General features: G+C 62.9%; 15 protein-coding genes. 7 read left to right on the top strand and 8 right to left on the bottom strand.

What is annotated here, in order from left to right; translation table 11 throughout:
• Nucleotides 1–71 precede the first annotated feature (71 nt).
• Nucleotides 72–2,435 carry a 2OG-Fe(II) oxygenase gene (locus Thiosp_RS18505; RefSeq protein ID WP_201069341.1) on the top strand — a complete coding sequence of 788 codons (2,364 nt, stop codon included), beginning with the start codon at nucleotides 72–74 and terminating at the stop codon, nucleotides 2,433–2,435.
• 203 nt (nucleotides 2,436–2,638) lie between these two features.
• Here the strand turns inward: Thiosp_RS18505 and Thiosp_RS18500 are convergent, their stop codons facing one another.
• From Thiosp_RS18500 to Thiosp_RS18490, 3 genes are all read right to left on the bottom strand, one after another.
• Nucleotides 2,639–3,037: a type II toxin-antitoxin system VapC family toxin gene (locus Thiosp_RS18500; RefSeq protein WP_201069342.1), complete on the bottom strand. Its 399-nt coding sequence runs from the start codon at nucleotides 3,035–3,037 to the stop codon at nucleotides 2,639–2,641.
• A 5-nt stretch (nucleotides 3,038–3,042) separates the two neighbouring features.
• Complete coding sequence (locus Thiosp_RS18495) at nucleotides 3,043–3,294, bottom strand: antitoxin (protein ID WP_201069343.1); 252 nt, start codon at nucleotides 3,292–3,294, stop codon at nucleotides 3,043–3,045.
• A gap of 237 nt (nucleotides 3,295–3,531) precedes the next feature.
• Complete coding sequence (locus Thiosp_RS18490) at nucleotides 3,532–3,687, bottom strand: hypothetical protein (protein WP_201069401.1); 156 nt, start codon at nucleotides 3,685–3,687, stop codon at nucleotides 3,532–3,534.
• A gap of 349 nt (nucleotides 3,688–4,036) precedes the next feature.
• On the opposite strand from Thiosp_RS18490, the gene ychF reads away from it, so the two are divergent.
• The 3 genes from ychF (at nucleotide 4,037) to Thiosp_RS18475 (ending at nucleotide 8,888) form a co-directional block, all read left to right on the top strand.
• Nucleotides 4,037–5,128: a redox-regulated ATPase YchF gene (ychF, locus tag Thiosp_RS18485; protein ID WP_201069344.1), complete on the top strand. Its 1,092-nt coding sequence runs from the start codon at nucleotides 4,037–4,039 to the stop codon at nucleotides 5,126–5,128.
• Nucleotides 5,129–5,209: 81 nt separating this feature from the next.
• Nucleotides 5,210–7,975, top strand: coding sequence for a class I SAM-dependent DNA methyltransferase (locus tag Thiosp_RS18480; RefSeq protein WP_201069345.1), 2,766 nt, complete (start codon nucleotides 5,210–5,212; stop codon nucleotides 7,973–7,975).
• On the top strand, nucleotides 7,965–8,888 hold the full coding sequence (locus Thiosp_RS18475; protein ID WP_242519063.1) for a phosphodiester glycosidase family protein: 924 nt from the start codon (nucleotides 7,965–7,967) through the stop codon (nucleotides 8,886–8,888). Before Thiosp_RS18480 ends, Thiosp_RS18475 begins: the two co-directional genes overlap by 11 nt.
• Before the next feature lie 83 nt (nucleotides 8,889–8,971).
• Here the strand turns inward: Thiosp_RS18475 and Thiosp_RS18470 are convergent, their stop codons facing one another.
• Genes Thiosp_RS18470 through Thiosp_RS18450 form a run of 5 tightly spaced genes read right to left on the bottom strand, consistent with a single transcriptional unit; the run spans nucleotide 8,972 to nucleotide 15,167 of the window.
• Nucleotides 8,972–9,310, bottom strand: a complete 339-nt coding sequence (locus Thiosp_RS18470) for a P-II family nitrogen regulator (RefSeq protein WP_201069346.1) — start codon at nucleotides 9,308–9,310, stop codon at nucleotides 8,972–8,974.
• Between the two features lie 14 nt (nucleotides 9,311–9,324).
• Nucleotides 9,325–12,144, bottom strand: a complete 2,820-nt coding sequence (locus Thiosp_RS18465; RefSeq protein WP_201069347.1) for a DUF2309 domain-containing protein — start codon at nucleotides 12,142–12,144, stop codon at nucleotides 9,325–9,327.
• Entirely contained in the window at nucleotides 12,141–12,686 is a 546-nt protein-coding gene (locus Thiosp_RS18460; protein ID WP_201069348.1) for a putative inorganic carbon transporter subunit DabA, read from the bottom strand. Before Thiosp_RS18460 ends, Thiosp_RS18465 begins: the two co-directional genes overlap by 4 nt.
• Nucleotides 12,683–13,480 carry a hypothetical protein gene (locus Thiosp_RS18455; RefSeq protein WP_201069349.1) on the bottom strand — a complete coding sequence of 266 codons (798 nt, stop codon included), beginning with the start codon at nucleotides 13,478–13,480 and terminating at the stop codon, nucleotides 12,683–12,685. The genes Thiosp_RS18460 and Thiosp_RS18455 overlap by 4 nt, the downstream gene beginning before the upstream one ends.
• Before the next feature lie 13 nt (nucleotides 13,481–13,493).
• A complete protein-coding gene (locus tag Thiosp_RS18450) occupies nucleotides 13,494–15,167 on the bottom strand; it encodes an NADH-quinone oxidoreductase subunit 5 family protein (protein ID WP_201069350.1) in 1,674 nt (557 codons plus the stop codon).
• Between the two features lie 377 nt (nucleotides 15,168–15,544).
• On the opposite strand from Thiosp_RS18450, the gene rpe reads away from it, so the two are divergent.
• From rpe to trpE, 3 genes are read left to right on the top strand one after another with little or no spacing between them, the layout of a single operon-like run.
• Nucleotides 15,545–16,240, top strand: a complete 696-nt coding sequence (gene rpe / locus Thiosp_RS18445) for a ribulose-phosphate 3-epimerase (protein WP_201069351.1) — start codon at nucleotides 15,545–15,547, stop codon at nucleotides 16,238–16,240.
• A gap of 54 nt (nucleotides 16,241–16,294) precedes the next feature.
• On the top strand, nucleotides 16,295–17,005 hold the full coding sequence (locus tag Thiosp_RS18440; protein ID WP_201069352.1) for a phosphoglycolate phosphatase: 711 nt from the start codon (nucleotides 16,295–16,297) through the stop codon (nucleotides 17,003–17,005).
• Nucleotides 17,002–18,507: an anthranilate synthase component I gene (trpE, locus tag Thiosp_RS18435; RefSeq protein ID WP_201069353.1), complete on the top strand. Its 1,506-nt coding sequence runs from the start codon at nucleotides 17,002–17,004 to the stop codon at nucleotides 18,505–18,507. Before Thiosp_RS18440 ends, trpE begins: the two co-directional genes overlap by 4 nt.
• The last annotated feature ends 26 nt before the right edge of the window (nucleotides 18,508–18,533 follow it).

Raw genomic sequence — 18,533 nt, 5'->3', positions numbered from 1 at the left:
TTTGCGTGACTTTGGCTCCCTCTGAGTTAATCATGTTTCAACCGACTTAGGAATCACCAGAATCTCGTGCCATGCCAAACATTCAAGAACAACTCGCCGCGCTGCTGGAGCGCGTCGACCGCCCTGGGGATTTCTACGCAACCGGCACGCTCGACATGCACCCGCCGCGGCTGCGGGTGGAGGGCGTCGGCACCATCGCGCTGCCCTTGTTGCCGGTGCAGGCCTCGCAGCTGATCGAAGTCGCCGAGCAGGCCCCCTATGGCCGTGGCAGCGAGACCCTGGTCGATACCGAAGTGCGTCGCACCTGGCAGATCGACGCTACCCGTCTGACACTCGAGGGCCAGCGCTGGTTGGATGACCTCAATGCCCTGATGCCGCGCGTTGCCGAGGGCCTCGGGGTTGCCGGGCAGGTCGAGGCGGAGCTGTACAAGCTGCTGATTTACGACCAGGGGAGTTTTTTCGTCAGCCACCGCGACACAGAGAAATGCCCCGGGATGTTCGCCACCCTGGTGATGATCCTGCCATCCGAGTTCAGCGGCGGCGAGCTGATCGTGCAGCACCAAGACCGCGAAGTGAGCCTGGATCTGCGCCGCGATGATCCAGCCGCCATCGCCTATGCCGCCTTCTATGCCGACTGCCGCCATCAGGTGTTGCCGATCACCGACGGCTGCCGGCTGGCGTTGATCTACAACTTGTTCCGTCGGGATGGCGGCCCGCTGCCGCAAGCACCGGATCATGACAGCGCGCGCACCGAGCTGACCCGGCTGCTCAGCCTGTGGAGCGGCAGGCCAGATCAGAGCCAGGATCAGGGTCAGGATCGTGGAGAGGCTCGGAGCGAAGGGCAGGGCGACCATCAGGATCAAGCCAACTGGCCGCGCAAGCTGGTGCTACCCCTGGAGCACGCCTACACCGAGGCCGAGCTCGGCTTTCGCGCGCTCAAGGGCATCGATGCCACGCTCGCCGCCCTGGTGCGGGATGCAGCTGCCGCCTCCAACTGCGATCTGCATCTGGCCATGCTCAGTGTGCAAGAAACCGGCTGGGCGGAATACACTGGCTCCAGTCGCTGGGGTGACGACCTCGAGGTCGGCGAGGTGGACGAGCGGGTGCAGGAACTACACAGCTGGCGCCGACCGGATGGTCGCTCGTCGGCCATGGGGGCCTTGCCCTTCACCGATCACGAGCTTTGTCCGCCCTCGATGCTCGAGGAGATCGCCGATGCCGAGGCGGAATTCCACGAAGCCACCGGTAACGCGGGCGCCAGCTTCGAGCGTCAGTACCAGTGCGCGGCCCTGGTGCTCTGGCCGCGCCGGCAACGCAGTGCCGTGCTTGCCGCTGGCGGACTGGATGTCAGCCTGCCTCGGCTGAGCGAGCTAATCGGGGACGCGGATGCTAGCGCGGGGGCCGATGCCGAGATACTGGCCGAGGCGCGCCAACTCGCACAAGCCATCTGCGCCGGTTGGCCAGCGTCCGACCATTCAACATACTTTGCCAGCCGCAATGGCAAGAGCGCGCGATTCCTAAACGCCTTGCATCGGCTTGGGGATACCCGCACCACGGTTGACTTTATCGCCAAGGTCGCCGCCGCTGGTGGCTACAGCGCGCAGGACAACGCGCCACTGCTGGCCATCCTCGGTGAACTGCCCGCCGAGCACGCCGGGGCGATTTTGAACAGCCTAATCACCGGCAATGCCCAGCGCGATCCCAGTGCTTGTGCCGAACTGTTCGCCAAGGTGGTTGCCGGCAAGCCGGAGTTAACCGCCGAGACGTTCAAGCCGGCGGCCATGGCACTCCTCGACGCGCTGCCGATCGCGCCCCCTGCCCGGAGCTACTATGGTGCGCCAGAAAAGATGACGCCCGAACTGGTGACCGCGACCCTAGCGGCTTTCCAGCACCTCGACCGGGCACTTGACACGGCATCAGTCAATCCGCTCGCGCAACAGGCACTCGAGCGCTTTCTCACACACCCGGAAACCTATGATCCCGACCAAATCCTGATCCCAGCCGCGCGCGCAGTGCAGACCGGCGAGGCTCCACTGGCTGCCAACACTCCTCTGGCTGAGCAACTCAAGGACGCCATGATTGCGCTCTTGCGCCAGCGCATTGCCGAAGCGCTCGAGCCACCCGCCGACTGGCGCCGTCCCGCCAAGCTCAAGTGCCAGTGCACCCATTGCCAGGAGCTGAGCCGCTTCCTCGAATCGCCGAGCGATTCCACCTGGCGATTGAAGGCCGGGCAACAGGCCCGCGACCACGTCAGCCACCAAATCCGCACGGCCCGATGCGATTTGGACTTGACGACAGATAAGCGTGGCCGACCTTATACTCTGGTTTGCACCAAAAATCAGGCCAGTTACGCCAAGCGCCTGCGCCAGCGAGCCGCCGACAGCGATAACCTGCATGCGCTGCTCGATCCGAACGGCACAGGAGACACCGCCTGATCCGAGCGCCCGGGCTTTGTTTCAGGCCCTCTATTTATCCTCTGGCTGGGGTGCGGGCACTGACTTCTCAGCTTCCATGTTTTTAGTTTTCGATGGCGGAACCGCTGGAGGCTGTATCTGTGAGTCTACTGGCTGGGGTTGTGCGTCAGCGGCTTCCAATGCCTCGCTATCTCGCATGGAGGTGCCAGCCTCGGCCAGGATCGTCAAGACATCCAAGTTTCGACGGCGAGACCGGGCACCCGCTCAAATTCGCGCGCGTTGTTGGTAATGATGACGCTCTCTTCGGCCAGTGCATGGGCGGCAATCATGAGATCCATGTTGCCGATGGGTTGGCCTTGGCGTTCCAGCGCGGCGCGTACCTGTGCATAGTGATAAGTCGCTTCAATCGGCCAGGGCCGCACGTCGAAGCCAGCCAGCCAGGTTTCAATAACCGCCGCGAATTTCGCAGTGCCCAGTTTTGCGGCGCCAAAACGTAATTCGGCCGCAACAATCGCCGACAGCCAAATTTGATCGGGACTGAGGGCGGCGAAATACTCGATCACCATCTCTGGGCGCCTGCGCAGAATATAGCTGCAAATGTTGGTGTCCAGTGTGCGTCGCATGTTTTTTAGTCCCAGTCGCGTGACTGAGGTCGCGTGTCGTTACGTTCAGCGAGAAAGTCGTCTGGCAACGGCTCAGTTGTGACATAAAAGTTGCGCAGCCACTCTCCCAAGTTGGACTGAGGTTCTCGTTTCGGCTGCACAAAATAGCCTTCGCCAACTAGGTCGATCAACACTTCACTGGCGTTGAGGCGAAGTTTCGCTGGCCAACGAATCGCTTGACTCCGACCGCTCATAAACAGTTTGGCTGAAATGGACATCAACGACCTCTTTCGAGTTTGGGTGAAGAAGGAGTCATAGTACATTGTGCGATGACAGCTTGTCACCAGAGCGATTCCGGGTGAGTCTGCCACCTGAACGGTCTATGCGACCGTTTCCGGCGGTGTCCGCCACAGTGTCACCCGAACCCAGGGTTCTTCGCGATCCTGCTCTAGGTTGGGCGCAGTGCCATTGAATTGTCGCATCGCGCGCGTCATACGCGGATAACCGCTGCCGCGCTATTCCATCAAGCCAAGATCGTGGAGCAGTGTGCCTAATGGCAGCGCTTGCACCGGACGCGGGGCGGTTTCATCGAAGCCGCAGTGCGGGCAGGGGTTCGCACTGCCTTTGGATTGGAAGCAGCCGGGGCACAGCGCGGCGGGGTTGGTGTCCATGATCTGTTGTTACTCCTTGGCGCTACAGCGGGAATTCCGGAGTCTAGCGCCCGAGGCTGATCCCCGCCACTGCCATCGTGTCTCGACCCGTGCGACTGTGCATCCGACGCGGCTGAGTCCACGGTGGAGATCTCATCCTCACCCTTTCGGCAAGCCCACGAAAATAGCGGCTTGACGGTCCGGCGGAGATGCTTGATAGCCGATAGCGATCCGAGCGGTGGAAAATCGTCTAGCTTTGGCGTAGGTCTAATTCGCGCGATCGTTAGTGGTCCGCTGATCAGGCGGGGACTTCCCGCATCGGCTATGATGGCCGGCTTTCCGTTCTCCAACCAGCTATAGAATCAGGACCATGGGTTTCAAATGCGGCATTGTCGGCCTGCCGAACGTGGGCAAGTCGACGCTTTTCAATGCACTGACTAAATCCGGCATCGCGGCCGAGAATTACCCTTTCTGCACCATCGACCCCAATGTCGGCGTGGTGCCCTTGCCGGATGATCGCCTGGATGTGATCGCCGGTATTGTCAAACCCGCCAAGGTGGTGCCGACCAGCATGCAGTTTGTCGACATTGCCGGGCTGGTCGCGGGAGCGTCCAAAGGCGAGGGGTTGGGCAATCAGTTTCTTGCCAATATTCGCGAGACGGATGCCATTGCCCAGGTCGTGCGCTGCTTCGAAGACGACGATGTGGTGCATGTCGCGGGCAGCGTGGACCCGCTGCGCGATATGGACGTCATTAACACTGAGCTGGCACTGGCCGATATGGAGTCGGTCGAAAAGGCGCTCGATCGCGCGGCGCGCCAGGCCAAGACCGGCGACAAGCTGGCCGCTGCCCGCCGCGATTTGCTCGAACGGGTGGCCGCGCATCTGAACGAGGGTCAACCGGTGCGCACGCTCGGCCTGGACGCGGAGGCGAGCGCTGCTCTGCGCGATCTGTTCCTGCTGACTGCCAAGCCGGTGCTCTACATCGCCAACGTGGCCGAGGATGGCTTCGACAACAATCCACTGCTTGAGCGCGTGCAGACCCAGGCCGCGAGTGAAGGCGCCGAGACAGTCGCCGTCTGCGCCGCGATTGAGTCCGAGATGGTGGAGCTCGACGCCGACAGCCGCGCCGAGTTCCTGGCCGATCTAGGTCTCGCCGAGCCCGGCCTGAACCGCGTCGTGCGCGCCGGCTATCGGCTGTTGGGGCTGGAAACCTACTTCACCGCCGGTCCCAAGGAAGCGCGCGCCTGGACCATCCCCCACGGCGCCACCGCCCCACAAGCCGCCGGTGTGATCCACACAGATTTCGAACGCGGTTTCATCCGCGCCGAGGTGATCGGTTACGACGATTTCGTCAGCTACAAAGGCGAGCAGGGCGCCAAGGACGCCGGGCGCCTGCGCTCGGAGGGCAAGGAGTATATCGTCAAGGATGGCGATGTGGTCCACTTCCGCTTCAACGTCTGACCGCTCCGGTAACCTTCATGGTCTCGGCGCGGAACGTAAAGAAGTTCAAGTGAGTTTGGTGTAATAACGAGCCCTGACAAAGTGCATCTGTCCTGGAACGAAATTCGCACCCGCGCTGCCACCTTCGCGCGTGACTGGGCCGGTCAGGGCTACGAGAAGGGCCAGACCCAGCTCTTTTATCGCGATCTGTTCGATGTCTTTGGGGTGCCGGTGCGCCGGGTGGCGAGCTTCGAGGCGCCGGTGCGTAAGCTCGGCGATCGACGTGGTTATATTGATTCGTTCTGGAAAGGGGTACTGCTGGTCGAGCAGAAGAGCCTGGGGCGCGATCTGGCCATCGCCAAGGAGCAGGCCTTTACCTATTTTCCGGGGCTCAAGGATGTGGAGCTGCCGCGCTACCTGCTGCTGAGCGATTTTCAGAGCTTCGAGCTCTACGATCTTGAGGAGGACGAGCAGGCCCGCTTTAGCCTGGCTGAGTTGCCCGAGCATGTCGAGAAGCTCGGCTTCATTGTTGGAGTGCAAAAACGGTCTTTTAAGGACCAGGACCCGGTCAATATCGCCGCATCGGAGTTGGTTGGGCGGCTGCATGATGGCTTGAAGGCGTCAGGCTACACCGGCCACGACCTGGAGCTCTTTCTGGTGCGGCTGGTGTTTTGTCTGTTCGCTGACGATACCGGCATTTTTGAGCCGCGCGATATTTTTCTCGACCTAATTGAGCAGCGCACGGATGCGGATGGCACCACTCTCGGGGCTTCGCTAAATAGTCTGTTTCAGATACTGAACACGCCGCCTGAGCAGCGCTCACCCCATCTCGATGAGGATCTGGCACGCTTTCCCTTCGTGAATGGCGCGCTGTTTCGCGAGCCGCTGCTGATTCCGTTTTTCGATGCCGGGATGCGTCAGCGCCTGCTTGATGCCTGCGCCTTCGACTGGTCGAGAATTTCACCGGCCATTTTCGGCTCGCTGTTCCAGTCGGTGATGGATCGCGATGAGCGACGGCGCCAGGGCGCGCACTACACCACGGAGCAGAATATTCTCAAGGTCATTGAGCCATTGTTTCTCGATGGTTTGCGCGCGGAGCTGGCTGCGCTAAAGGCACGTCGTGACACCCATCGGCGAAAACGACTGCAGGATTTCCAGCGCAAACTCGCGTCCCTGACCTTTTTCGATCCGGCCTGCGGTTGCGGCAACTTTTTGATCATTGCTTATCGGGAGCTGCGCCTGCTGGAGATCGAGGTCATTCGCGAGCTGCGAGCTTACAGCGTGGCGAGCGGTCAGCAGGAGCTGGATGCCGCGGAGCTGTCGATGCTGAACGTGGATCAGTTCTACGGTATCGAGATCATCGAGTTCCCGGCGCGCATCGCTGAGACGGCGCTCTGGATGATGGATCACATCATGAACACGCGTCTGAGCCTGGAATTTGGCCAGAGCTATGTTCGCATCCCGCTGCGCACCGCGCCCCATATCTTGAATGCCGATGCGCTGGAAATGGATTGGGCTGAGTTGCTGCCGCCGGCGCGCTGCCATTATCTGCTGGGTAACCCGCCCTTTGTTGGTGCCAAATACCAAAGTGAGAAACAACGTGCCCAGGTCCGAGGCATTGCCAATCTGGGGGCATCCGGCGGCACCCTGGATTATGTCACTGCCTGGTTCATTACTGCGGCGGCCTATTTGAGTGGCGTTCCCGCGCACAACCGGCCGCGCATCGGCTTTGTTGCCACCAATTCCATCACTCAGGGCGAGCAAGTCGCCCAGCTCTGGCCGCGGCTGTTCGAGCAAGGAGTGGAGATTGCATTCGCGCATCGGACCTTTGCCTGGGGCTCCGACGCGCGTGGGAAAGCACATGTTCACGTGGTGATTGTCGGGCTCGCGCCGGCGGCTGACCTGCCCGAGCCCAGGCGACTGTTCGACTATTCCAACCCCGGTGGCGCGCCGCATGAAACCGCGCTCAAGACGCTGTCGCCCTATTTGTTCGAGGCCAGCCAGCTTGTCGACCCGCATCTGGTGGTGCGTGAGCAAGGCCAGCCCATCAACGGCCTGCCGAAACTCATTATCGGCTCCAAGCCAATCGACGGCGGGCACTATATTCTGAATGCCGCCGAAAAAGCCGAACTGCTCGTCGCCGAGCCGGAGGCTGAGCCTTTTCTGCGGCCTTACATCGGTAGTCAGGAGTTTTTGAACGGCGGCGAACGCTGGATTCTGGCGCTGCATCGCGCCGAGCCCGCCTTGATTAAGCGCTTACCAAGGGTGCGCGAGCGGGTTGCGGCGGTGCGTGCATTTCGCGAGAGCAGCAAAAGCAAGCCGACGAAAAAACTGGCTGAAACGCCCCTACAGTATCATGTCAATGTGATTCCAACCTCGCCCTTTCTGGTGATTCCAAAAGTCAGCTCTGAGCGACGTGATTATGTCCCCATTGGTTGGCTAGAGCCGCCGGTCATCCCGAGCGACCTGGTTTTTGTACTTTCAGATGCAAACTTTACGCTTTTCGCGTTCCTAACCTCAGCTATGCACATGAGCTGGCTGCGGCGCATTGGCGGCCGGCTGGAAAGTCGTTATCGTTATTCAATCGGTATGGTGTACAACACCTTCCCGCTGCCACAGGCCCGAGAAGACCGGCTCGCCAAGCTCGAGCCATTGGCGCAGGCAGTGCTCGATGCGCGTGCCGCGCACCCAGATGCGACCCTGGCCGACCTCTATGATCCCAACCTGATGCCGACTGCGTTGCGCCGGGCGCATCAGGCACTCGACCGCGCAGTGGACAGGCTTTATCTCAGCGGTGGCTTCAGCAGCGAGCGTGAGCGGGTGGAACATCTGCTGGCGCGCTATGAGGAGATGCTGCATGGCGGCTGAGGTCATTGCCGCGAACAAAGATCGCGGCGGTCAATGTTTAGGGGCGAATCTATTCGCCGTTGTCGCGTTGTTGAGCGGATTGGCAATTCGCCGCAACTCACCCGGGCGCCAGTTGCGCGGACGGCCCTGGCTTGCGCGCCTAATGCCCGGGCTGGCGCTGGTCCTGGCGCCAGCGCTCGCGGCGGACTGGCAGCCGTTGGAGCCGCGACCACTGGCCCCGGTGGATGCGGAGCTGGCTTACGCCGAGGCCTCGGCCCAGCGCCAGTCCGACGATCAGCGCGTCACCGCCCATCTGGCGTTGTTTCATTCCCGCGCCTTTCGGCTCGCGGTGGTTGATCTTGAGCCGAGCCTGAACGCCGATGGAGCGCGCATGGATAAGGCCTTTCTCGCCGCCGGGATTCCGGCCGGCGTCAATGGCGGCTTTTTTCATCCGGACTGGCGACCGCTGGGGCTGGTGATCGCTGACGGGCAGCGCATTCACCGACTTGAACGCGCCAAGCTGCTGAGCGGTGTGCTTTACAGCGACCCCGGCGGTAACTATCTGGTGCGCTACGCGGCCTTTCGCGACCATGCTGGCATTGACGCGCTCTTGCAGACCGGCCCTTATCTGGTCGAGCACGGCCGGGCGGTGCGTGGGTTGTCGACCACGCCGCCAGCGCGGCGCACCTTTGCCGCGACCGACTGGCGCGGTCACTGGGCGCTGGGGGCGACGCGCAACCCAATCAGCCTGGCCGATCTGGCCGATTGCCTGGCCACCACCGGCTGTTTGACCGACTGGCCGGTGGAGCGCGCGATCAATCTCGACGGTGGTTCTTCAACCGGCTTTTTCTTCGCCGATGGTCCTGAAGGGGAGGCTGTGGTGATGCCCCCGTTTAAGCGGGTGCGCAATCTGTTGGGGATTCGCCCGCGCTGAGGTGCGCTCGGGCGGGGGCGTTATCGCTGCCCCGTTGCAGTCGGCTGGGAGGAAGCCGCTCATCTGCCGCCTGAAACGCCGCTCTAGCCCGGCGCGGGCTGGTGGAATTTGTCGAGTCGGGTCACCGAAATGTCGCTGGTGAAGACCACGCCCATGTGTTTGTTAAAGAAGGGCGTGAGTCCTTCCAGAATCGGGTCGGCCAGTTCCTCGGGGATGGCGGTGATGATCATCACCAGCACGTCGTCGGCATTGAACATCAGATGGCCCTCATGGCTGCCATGCGAGCCCTTTCCTGACAAGTTGTGAACCACTGTCCAGCCGCTGACCCCGGCGCGCTCGAGCAGGTCGATGACGAACTCCTGGTATTCCCCCTGGACGATGATCTCCAGTTTTTTCATTGCGCTTTGCTTGAGCGGCTGCATGATCGAATACCTCCTTAGGGCAGTGTACTAAGAGCGCCTGGCTCGATCAGCGTCCAGTCGCCCTGCTCGAAGCCGTGGATGCGCCCGCTCTCGGGGTCAAGAACCAGGAGCTTGATCCAGCCGTTGTGGACCAGTTCGCGGGGTTTGTAGAGCCGATCGAGCAGGCCGCGCACCAGCGCCGGCGGTGCCTCGATCACCGTGACCAGGCGCATCGGGCGGTGATAGGCGTGCTTTCCCTTCTGCACCGTCTGCGCAGGGAGCCCGGTGCGCAGATCGCTCAGGTTGCCGCTCATCACGCCGAAGCGCCCGGTGATGTTGTGGAACACCTTGCTGCCGCTGCCAAAACCCTCGTTGTCGACCACCGAGAAATAATGCTCCAGGTTGATCCACTGGGCGACAATTAGCGGGCCTGAGAGGATGCTCTCGAGCAGGCGGCCGTCGGCATCGAGCCGATGGTCGTAGGAATGCAGGAAGGCGCGCCCGTCCAGGTCCAGCCCTTGGGTCAGGGCGCGGCGGCCGATGATGAAGCTGGCATTTTTCGACAGGCCCCATTCGGGGCGCACCTGGGTCCAGTCGAGCGCGTGACGCTTCACCCGCCGGGCGGCGGTCGCGGGACTGTCGACAGCCTGCTCGCCGAGTTCCCGGCAGCGCTCGAGCGCGCACAGGCGCCCGGCGGCTGTCAGATCCTCCTGGATACGGGTCATGCGCGTGAGCACGGCGGGCGGCAGTTGGTCGAGATCGGCCGGCTCGATTTCATCCGTGGTGGTGTCGTGCAGCAGCGGGATGAACCAGGTGTCCTCCGGGATCAGGATGCCATCCTCGGCGAGCAGGGCGCGCACCTCGCGGCGATTGGCCATGGCGGCGAAAATGCGCGCGTTAATGAGCCCCTGATCGCCGCCGCAGGCGCCGCAATCCAGCGCCGATTCGTAGGGGTTGTTCTCCGAGGTGCTGCCGTGGCCGACGATCAGGACGGTGCGGCTGAAGCCCGAGGTCAGGCCGATCGAGCGCAGCGCGGTGCCCACCAACTGGGCCTGGCGCTGATGGCGAAACCCGATCTTGGCCAGATGCTCGAGCTGGATGCGCGCCTGGTCCGGGTTGACCCGGTATTCCACCTGCAGCGAGCGGATGAAGACAGCCTCAGTCGCCGGCTCGATGTCGAATCCCTGGGCAAAGGCGGTCCGGCTCTGGCCTTGCCCGAGTGCGATCTCGCGCAGCTCGCGGATCATTGGGCTGGTGAGTGCCTCGCGCTTGATGCCGAAATGTCGCTCAATGGCGCGGATGATCATCTCGTCTTGCAGATGGATGACCAGCTCGCTCGCTTCGTCCGCCCCGATTTTGTCGATCAGCAGGCGTGCGGGCGGCTTGTCGCTTTCCAGTCGCTGACGCCAGGTGTTGTAGGCGCGGGGCGCGAAGGTCTTGCCGACCATGTCGAAGCCAAACAGCAGTCCGACAGCCTCGACCGTGACATAGGGTGCGAGCACGGTGTTCTTGAGGTCATGGACAACCTCATGGGCCAGGTCATAGAGCGAGTGGTCCGCCTCGGTGTGGGTGTGCGGCATCTCGACCACGACATTGCGCGGCTGCACCACGGCGGGACAGAGCGCGGTCTCATGGCCCTTGCCGAATTCAATAAAGCTGAGCGGAATGCCAAAGAATCCGGCGACCCCGAAGGTCTGGTAGTCGCCGAGCGCCTCGAGCTGGCGGCGCAGGCGCTCGCTGCGCACATCGATGCAGAACAGCGCCTGGACGCCGTCGGCGCCATCCTGGGTGCGCTCTGGTGTGGGTGCTCGGGTGTCGGCTAGACGCGGGCCGATGGCGGTGAGCAGAGGTGCGGTGTAGCTTTGCTCCAGCGCTCGCGTCCACAACATACCCTCGTTGGCCTTGAAGCTGTAGATGCCGTCGATGAGTTTGAGCAGGCTGTCTTCGGGATAGGCCAGCAATTGCTCGTGCGATAGACCCGCGCGCTCGGCCATGGCCAGAATGCGGCGCGCGCGGGTGCGGGCCTCGCCGGAGCCTTTGGCATCCTCGTACTCGACATAGAGTGCATCGATCCGGGCCGGGTCGCCGCGCTCAAGCGCGACCTCTACCCGGTGTGCGAACTCCGGCAACACGGTGCCCGCATTGAGCTCGCGCCGCAGCAGGCACTCGCGCGTATGGGTGTCCATGAAGGCCGTGAGCGCCGGCCAGGTCAGCTCGCGCTTGAGGCGGCGCCCGGCATCCTCAAGCAGCGCCAGGGCCAGCACCAGCCGGATGGCAAGAAAATCGACCAGATCGGCCGGGTTGCGTTCCTGCCAGTAATAGTGCCGGGCCTGGGCGCGCCAGCGCACAAAGCCGGCCCAGCCGTGGAGCTTGCTGAGCTCCAGGGTAAAGTGGTCCATCCAGTGGTCTTCGGGAATGCCGAGGCGGCGCATGACCCGGTCGATCAGGACCTCGGGCTGATTGCTATCGGCGAGGATCGCGCTCACGTCCATGCCGCGCATGTTCAAGCGCCGATTGCGCCGCGCGATGCGGCTCCAGGCACGGAACAGGCCCTGGCGGCGCCCGGGCATGGGCCACACCGACTGGCCTTCGTCGAAGAAGTCCATCAGGCCTTTGATCAGCAGCTCGTTCAGGGTGTCGCCGATGCGGGTGCCGAAGAGTTGATCGACAGCATCGTAGAGCGTCAGCTCGTGGCCGAGTTCGGTGGCTAAGGGCGCTGGGGAACCGGGGCTGAGTGGCACGGCGCCCGGGGTGCCTGCGCTCGCAGCGTCAGCGCTTGGGCAATCGACGTCGGGATGATCAGCGCCCGGACGATCGGCGCTGGCAGTGTCGATGCGAATCATGTCGGGATTCATGAGATCGGTTCGCGCAGACAGGCAAGCACGTCCGTTGCGCTCGGCGCGCGATCCCCAGGTGCCGGCTGATCCAGTTCCGTTAGCATGGCCATCAGCAGGCGTTTCAGCAGCGCGCCTTCTTGGGCGACCGCTGCGTTGCTCTTTTCGGTCCGCTCTTTGGCGTCCTTTTCGGCGTCCTCTTTGGCGCTATCCCGGACGGGGACCTGGTCGTCGTGCGCGGCGAGCCAGGCATCGACCTGCTCGCTGACCAAGGCCTCGAGCACCGCCAGGTCGATATCGCCGGCGGCGAGCATGCGCTGATACTCGGTGCGCGGCAGCCAGCCGCGCGCATGGAACAGGCGGCTGGCCTCGGCCACGGCCTGCTCGAACGGTAGATGTTCAAGCCCGTGCAGCGGGTTGTGGTGAATGAAATTGCGCATCGGCCAGAAGAACGGCAGCACCTCGCCGGCCATGGTCACCATGGAGCGGATCTTGAGGCGCTGACCCAGGCTCGGGGCGTCCGTGTTTGTCGACGTGGCGGCGATTTGGATCTGGCTGCTCATAGGGCGGTTTCCACCAGAAAGAGTCCGAAGACGGCCAGTGCGAGCAGGCCGGCACTCTGGGCGCGCGCCGCCGCGGGCTCGAGATCGCGATAGCGCAGGTCATCGCGCGGGCTGCCAAAAACGATGCCGCCGAGCAGCTGGATGCCGGCCCAGGTCCACAGCAGCCAGGACAGGCCCAGTGGCAACAGGGTGAGCAACTCGTTGCGGCCGACACCGCCGAAGGCGAGATCGACGATAGCGAAAAAGCCGGGCGAGAAGGGCACCGCAACGGCACAGAGCACGGCGCCGACAAAGAGCACCGAGAAGCGCGGCATGCGCGAAGCAAGACCGGGGTAGAGACCGGCGCGGGCAATGCCAAAGCGGCGCGCCAGGCTGTCGAACAGAAACAGCAGCGGCAGCAGTGAGAGCGTGAGTCCGAGTGCGGGCAGCAAGGGCGGCACCTGGTGAGCGATGCCGACCCAGATCAAGGCCAGGGCCGAGCTGTAAAGTTGGGCGAGCCAGATGCGCCCGTCGCGCACACTGAGCAGGCGGAAGGCATAAAACAGCGAGCTGGCTCCGCCCCAGAGCGCGAACGGGGTGGTTAGCGCGGCGGCTCGGTCCTCAGCAAGCGCCAGGCCGAGCGCGATCAGGCCAACACCAAGCAGCGGCATCAGCAACAGCAGCGCGGCCAGGGTGCGGGTTTCGCCGAGCCGCCCCGGGTGGTCGGCTTGCAGTAGCCAGTTCGTGCCCATGCTGAGCGGGAACAGCGGCAGCAGCGTGCCGGCGAGCAGGAATAGAATGAGCGTGAGCATCATCGGGCGCCGCCTCCTAAAGCCAGCGCAGCCGCGCATTCACGCGCTTGGAGGCGGCCAGCAAGGTCTCGCCGGCGCGGCTATAGAGATCGGCGATGTAAAACTCGCGCGACATCAGTGCATAGAGGCTGATATAGGCTTCGCGCCAACGCCTGTTAAGAGGTTCAGCCGTAGCGCGGAACACCAGCAGCCAGCCGCCGGCGATCAAGGCAATCAGCACCAGCAGCACCGGCAGGAAGGAGGCGAAGTTGATCGAGGCGGCCCGGTAAAGCGCCTCGCGGAAGGCCGGGTCCGGGTAGAGCAGGGCATCGAAGGCGTGGCCGACCAGCACATAGGTGAGAATCACCAGGCCGAAGGACAACACCACATAGAGCAGCAGCTTGAAGGGTTGCTCTCCGCCAATCTTGTAGACGAAGAACAGCGTCTGCGCGCCGGTGATCCAGCCGAACAACAGCAGGATGAGCGCGCCCTGGTGATGCAGAAAGCCCTCATCCACCAATTGATGGGCGCCAAAGACGATCAGTAGCGGCACCGTGATGGTAATGCCGGCGAAGATCACCCAGGACACGGGCGGATGCGGCACCTTGCGTTCGACCATGAACTTGTAGATCTCCCCCTCAGGGATATTCGGGTCCTTGCGCGCCTTGCCGATGATGGCGCCGGAGCCGAGGAACAGGGTCGCCTTGAACACACCATGGGCGATCAGATGATAGATCGCCAGCGAAAAAGCGCCTAGACCGCATTCCATCACCATGTAGCCCATCTGGCCCATGGTCGAGTAGCCGAGCGCCTTTTTGATGTCGCTCTGCATCAGCATCATCAGCGAGCCCATGATGGTGGTGATGAGCCCAATCCCCAGCGCCAGCAGGAGCACCCCGTCGGTGTGCACGAAAACGGGCGCGAAGCGGTTGATTAGGAAGCCGCCCGAGTTGACGATGCCGGCGTGCATGAGTGCCGAGACCGGCGTTGGTCCGTCCATGGTATAGGGTAGCCAGGTATGCAGCGGGAACTGGGCTGATTTGGCAAAGGCCGCGATCAGGATTAGCACGCCCAGGGTCTCGGCCAGCGGCAGCCCAAGCAGGGTGGTGGTGCCGGGCGTCGCCGCCATGGCCGCGAACACCGCTGGCAGGCTCAGGGTGCCGAAGGCATGATGAATGAGCGCGACCGCCGCCAGCAGCGGCAGGTCGCCGATCCGGTGCGTGAACAGCGTCCAGAACGCATAGCGCGTCGAGGCCGGTCGGCGCGTGTCGTGGTTGAGCAGAAAATACAAAAAGACGCCGACCAGATGCCAGGCGAGCAGCAGGGTGAGCAGGTCGCCGGCCATCACCATCAGCAGGATCACCGCAACGATGCCATCGAGCAGGATAAAGAAGCGGACATAGGCCGGATCATCCTGCATGTAGCGCACCGAGAACACATGCACCACCAGACTGACGCCGCCGACCAAAAGCGCCATAAGGGTGCTCAGCCAGTCGACGTAGAGCGTGAACAGCCCAAGCCCGACACCGACCAGCCGGGCCGAATCAGCGCCGAGTTGATCGACGAACAGCACCAGGGCGAGGGCGAGTGTCAGGGCGCTCGCGCCGACACTGATGCGCGCGACCGACTCGCCAAGGCGCGCGGCACTGAGCCGAACCGCCAGCATGGATGCCAGCATCACTAGGGGCAGGGCATAAGCAAGGGGAGCCATGGACGATTCGCGTGCGGGTAATGGGTTGGTCTGTGCTGGGCTGATCGGGTCCGATCTTCTTCAGGGCGCGAGTTTACCCCAAGTGTTTCGAATGGCGCGAAGCCGGTTCAGCTGCGGTGCGGTGCGTCGGTGCAGCTCAGTCCAGGCGCCGCCAGTCGGCCGCGATCAGATTGCGCGCCTTGGCGGGCTGGACACCGTCAGCCGCAGCGCAAATTGACGTGATTCTGGCAGGTTTTTCCTGATCCCTCCGTCAGGGTGCTGGTGAAAAGCCGCACTGATCGGGTAAAGTAGCGGATTGTGAAATACGCTTGGATTTTTCGCGACGCCCGCTTCGGCGGCGTCTCGCCCACCTGACTGTCAGCCGCGGAGATGTCGCCATGGCCGCTCTTGATAACCTGATCGCCCCGTCCATCCTTTCTGCCAACTTCGCCAAGCTTGGCGAGGAAGTCGACAATGTGCTTGCCGCCGGCGCGGACATTGTGCATTTCGACGTGATGGACAACCATTATGTTCCCAACCTGACCATCGGCCCGCTGGTGTGCGAGGCGCTGCGCAAGCATGGCGTGACCGCCCCCATCGATGTGCATCTGATGGTCAAGCCGGTCGACCGCATTGTTGGCGACTTCGCCGCTGCTGGCGCGACTTACATCACCTTTCATCCCGAGGCCAGCGAGCATATCGACCGTACGCTCCAGCTAATTCAGTCCGAGGGCTGCAAGGCTGGGCTGGTGTTCAATCCGGCTACTCCGCTTGATGCGCTCGAGTATGTGATGGAACGTATCGACATGATTTTGCTGATGTCGGTCAATCCAGGCTTTGGCGGGCAGAGCTTCATCCCCTCGGCTTTGACCAAGCTGCGCCAGGCGCGCGAACTGATCAAGGCGAGTGGGCGGGAGATTCGCCTGGAGATCGACGGCGGCGTCAAAGCGGACAACATCGGCGAGATCAAGGCCGCGGGCGCCGATACCTTCGTGTCTGGCTCGGGCATCTTCGGCAAGGGTTCGGACAGCGACCCCAACCGCTACAACAGCATTATCGCCAAGATGCGCGACGAGCTGGCGAAAGCGGCCTGAGTGCGGGTTGCTGACCCTGACCCGTTCTTGAACTTGCCCGAGATACTCCAACCCATGCTGCCCGATGGATTTCGACCCGGTTTGGTGCTCATGGACCTGGACGGCACCCTGGTCGACAGTGTGCCGGACCTGTCCTATTGCGTAGATCAGATGATGGAGCAAATCGGGCGTCCGCCCCGGGGCGAGAAGGCGGTGCGCAACTGGGTCGGCAATGGCGTCGAGCGGCTGGTGTCGCGCGCGCTGAGCGGATCGCTTGAGGATCGTCCGAGTCCCGAGGAATACGCGCGCGCCTACCCGATTTTCGTCGAGTTTTACGCCAAGCACTATTGCCAGCGCTCGGTGCTTTATCCTGGCGTGCGCGAAGGGCTTGGCTGGCTGCATGCCCAAGGGTTCCGGCTGGGGTGTGTGACCAACAAGTCGGCCTGTTTTACCGAGCCCTTGCTGACGCACTTCGATCTGCGCGGGCTTTTTGAGATCGTGATCAGCGGCGACAGCCTGCCCGAAAAGAAGCCGAGTCCGCTGCCGCTGCTGCATGCGGCCGAGCATTTCGGCGTCGAGCCCCGGCAGGCGCTGATGGTGGGCGATTCGATCAGCGATGTGAAGGCTGCCCGCGCGGCCGGTTTCTCCATCGTGTGCATGAGCTACGGCTACAATCATGGACAGGATATTCGCGACGCCCAGCCCGATGCGGTCATCGATACCTTGCCGCAACTGGCGGATTTTCTGGCTGACGCGCGGGACCTTGCGCACGGAGTCGCCGCATGACGCCCGAGCAATATCGCGCGCTGGTCGCCCGGGGCTATAACCGCATTCCGCTGGTGTGTGAGGTCTTAGCCGACCTCGACACCCCGCTTAGCTGCTATCTCAAGTTGGTCGAAGGGCCCTATTCCTACCTGTTCGAGTCGGTGCAGGGCGGGGAGAAATGGGGTCGCTACTCCATTATCGGTCTGCCCTGTCGCACCGTGCTCAAGGTGTTTGGTCGCACCCTGCGCATTGAGCGCGATGGCCAACTGATCGAGGAGATTGAGTCGGAAGACCCACTGGCCTGGATCGAGTCCTTCCAGAAACGCTTCCGCGTCGCCGAGCACCCGGAGATGCCGCGCTTTGCCGGCGGTCTGGTCGGCTACTTTGGCTACGACAGCATTCGTTACATCGAGCCCAAGCTGCGCGACTGTCCCAACCCGGACCAGCTCGGCACCCCGGACATCCTGCTCATGTTGTCTGAGGAGGTGGTCGTTTTCGACAACCTGAGCGGGCGCATTTATATCATCGTGCATCTCAACCCGGATGCCGGTGACGATCTCCACAGCGGCCATGCCCGTATCCAAGAGTTGGTGCAGCGCATGCAGCGCGGCGCGCCGCGAAATCCGGCGGAGGTAGGCCGTCCAGTCAGCGAGCAGGACTTTGTGTCTGGCTTCAGCCGCGGCGGCTACGAGCAGGCTGTTGCGCGCATCAAGGACTATATCCTCGCTGGTGACTGCATGCAGGTGGTGCTCTCACAGCGGCTATCCATTCCCTTCCACGCCCGTCCGCTCGACCTCTACCGCGCGCTGCGGGGCCTGAACCCCTCGCCCTACATGTATTTTCTCGATCTCGACGGGTTTCAGATCGTCGGCTCCTCGCCCGAGATTCTGACCCGGCTCGAGGATGGCGTTGTCACCGTGCGCCCCATCGCCGGGACGCGCCGGCGCGGCTACACCGAGCAGGAGGACCAGGAGCTCGAGGCCGAGCTGCTGGCTGACCCCAAGGAGCTTGCCGAGCATCTGATGCTGATCGATCTCGGCCGCAACGACTGCGGTCGGGTGGCGGAAGTCGGCTCGGTGACGGTGACGGATCAGAAGATCGTCGAGCGCTATTCGCATGTGATGCACATCGTCTCCAATGTGATCGGGCAGCTGCGCGAGGGCATGACCGCGATGGACGTGCTGCGCGCCACCTTCCCGGCCGGAACCGTCTCGGGCGCACCCAAGATTCGCGCCATGGAGATCATCGACGAGCTCGAGCCGGTCAAACGCGGCATCTACTCAGGCGCGGTCGGGTATCTCGGCTTTAACGGCAACATGGACACGGCCATCGCCATCCGCACCGCAGTCATCAAGGACGGCGAGCTGCACATCCAGGCCGGTGCCGGCGTGGTCGCCGACTCGATCCCGGAGATGGAGTGGAAGGAGACCATGAACAAAGGCCGGGCGATTTTCCGCGCCGTGGCCATGGCTGAAGCCGGTATCGAACAACATCCCTGCGTGGGCGCTGGGGCAGAGGATTGAATCTCAGGGCCGCACCGCGCTGCTGA

The sequence above is a fragment of the Thiorhodovibrio litoralis genome (assembly GCF_033954455.1).
Lineage (GTDB): Bacteria > Pseudomonadota > Gammaproteobacteria > Chromatiales > Chromatiaceae > Thiorhodovibrio > Thiorhodovibrio litoralis.
The sequence above is the reverse complement of the archived record's forward strand: the minus strand, read 5'-3'. Positions and strand labels throughout refer to the sequence as shown.